This is a genomic window from Alloprevotella sp. OH1205_COT-284, assembly GCF_003859795.1.
Taxonomy (GTDB): domain Bacteria; phylum Bacteroidota; class Bacteroidia; order Bacteroidales; family Bacteroidaceae; genus Alloprevotella.
Map to the genome: position 1 here is coordinate 1 of NZ_RQYI01000053.1, position 2,638 is coordinate 2,638.

The 2,638-nt window shown below is 40.6% G+C and carries 1 protein-coding gene and 1 rRNA gene; both read left to right on the plus strand.

The window, feature by feature from the left end:
• Positions 1–647 precede the first annotated feature (647 nt).
• Positions 648–1,901, plus strand: a complete 1,254-nt coding sequence (locus EII14_RS08965; RefSeq protein ID WP_305000291.1) for an ATP-binding protein — start codon at positions 648–650, stop codon at positions 1,899–1,901.
• 442 nt (positions 1,902–2,343) lie between these two features.
• Positions 2,344–2,638 (plus strand): 16S ribosomal RNA (locus EII14_RS08970); the annotation flags it as partial.

Sequence of the window (2,638 nt, forward strand, 5' to 3'; positions counted from 1 at the left end):
TTCCTTTCACAAGTCCGCTTTTCGGGAGAATTTCCCCTTTGGGCGTCGGTGCTTTCGGAATGGATTGCGGAGGCAGGTGAAGGCAAACGGTGTTTTTGCTTTCACCGGTAAGGTCTGATATTCAGTGGATTAAGTTTTCCTTTTTGGCTTTGCCTTCACTTGCCTTCGCACGAAATGCGTTGATGTTGAGAGAGATAGTCGTTTTTGCGAAGGCAAAACGCGAAAAATATGTTTTTTAGGGTATGGAGGCTTGTTTTGAGGCGTGAAACCCATTTTTTAGGGTTACCCTAAAAAAATGAGAGGCTTGTAGGGAGCAGCCCGATTGCTTCGGGGCAAGATTAAATTGAAATGCTTGCCTTTGCCGTGTGAAACATCAAAGGTTTGGAACATGGGTTTCATTACTCCTTTTTTCAGATAACTTCTAAACCGATGAGGGGCTCTTTCATTCGCTTCTTCTCTTCGCGTTCTAAACCAAACTGTTTGTAATCTCAAATGGCAAACATTGGTGATAAATGTCTGTTTTGTGGGATTGCAGATGAAAAATGCCAAGATTGGCAATTTTTGTATGATGTCGATTTGCGCAAATGAACGTATTTCGTTATATTTGCGTTGTAAAACCGCCAAGATTGGCAAAAAAAGTATATGGTGTGGAGATAAAAAGAGATCGGTATCTCAGACAATTGATAGAAAGCCGCCAAAACGGCTTCATCAAAGTAATAACAGGGATTCGCAGGTGTGGTAAGTCATACCTTTTGAATGTTTTGTTTTATCGCTATCTGTTGGAACATGGTGTGGCAGATGATCATATTATTCGGATTGATCTTGAAGACCGTATGAACAAGGATTTGAGAAATCCGGATACGATGCTCCGTTATGTTCACGATAAGATCAAAGATAAAGAACTCTACTATATTATTATAGATGAGGTGCAATTGATGAATGAATTCGTTGATGTCTTGAACAGTTTCCGCCATATCGAAAATGCCGATACATACGTAACGGGGAGTAACTCTCACTTTCTGTCATCCGACATCCCGACAGAGTTTCGTGGTCGAGGAGAGACGATTCATGTGAATCCTCTTTCTTTTTCGGAATTTTATTTTGCCGTGGGCGGAGATAAACAAGACGTATGGCGAGAATATTATACTTATGGTGGCTTGCCTCTTATTCGATCTTTTGATACGGAACAAAAGAAGATAAGTTATTTGAAGAATTTGTTTGAAACGGTTTATTTGGCAGATATTATTGAGAGGCATAAAATCAAGAATGAAAATGAGATGCGTGAGCTGGTGCTTATTCTTGCGTCGTCCATAGGGGCACCGTGTAATCCTACAAAGTTGTCGAATACGTTTAGAAGCGTGAAAAATGTGAAGATTGCCGGTCATACCATTTCTAATTATCTTGCCTATTTATCGGAATCATTTCTATTGAATAAAGCAATACGCTATGATATAAAAGGAAAGAAGTATATCAATACGCTTTCTAAATATTATTTTGCAGACATTGGTTTGAGAAACGCCATTCTTGATATGCGCCAACAAGAGGAAACGCATATCATGGAAAATATCATCTACAACGAACTGCTTGTGCGTGGTTACAGAGTTGATGTCGGAATGGTGGAGATAAAGAGGCCTGATAAGGACGGAAAGTGGATGCGTATTCAGTTGGAAGTGGATTTTATCGCAACTTTGGGTAGCAAGAAGTATTATGTGCAATCTGCTCTGTCTGTCCCGAATAGAGAAAAGGAGATACAGGAATCTCGTTCGTTGATAAACATCAATGATTCTTTTAAGAAAGTCATTGTCGTCAAAGACCATATTATGCCTCGCCGAAATGAGGAAGGAATACTCACTGTCGGGCTATTTGATTTTCTGCTCAATGAGGATAGTTTGGATATGTGAGAGGCACGAGCCCTGCAAAACCACATATTAGCGGCTGGTTTCTTTGGAGCGGAGAGAGGCTTCGGAAAGGAGGGGTATTTCTTGTAAATTGTTATCCTCGCATTTCAATTTTCGTGTGTCTGAATAATTCTTTGAAATTTTCCGTGTGTTTGTTTGGTTGCAAAGTAGTTTTGTTTTACTTTTGCACTCGCAATCGGAACGCAAGGCGAGCTTGCTCGCAACGATGCGCTCTTATGGATCGTATGGTTTTGTTTCGTTTTGCAAATTGTTCTTTGAAAGATTTACATACATAACATATTGTTGAGAAGTACAATGAAACAATGATCATGAGGGTTCATTTTTTTGAACTTTCGGGTAAAAATGATTTTGTACCGTCAATACTCAATATATACAATAGGAAATGTTCTGAGCGATTTTAGAATCAACTTGAAATAAAATATTTACAATGAAGAGTTTGATCCTGGCTCAGGATGAACGCTAGCTACAGGCTTAACACATGCAAGTCGAGGGGCAGCGGGGGAAGAGCTTGCTCTTTCTGCCGGCGACCGGCGCACGGGTGCGTAACGCGTATCAAACCTGCCGCATACTCGGGGATAGCCTTGCGAAAGTAAGATTAATACCCGATGTTATTAAGTTCTCGCATGAGAATTTGATCAAAGATTTATCGGTATGCGATGGTGATGCGTCTGATTAGGTAGTAGGCGGGGTAACGGCCCACCTAGCCATCGATCAGTAGG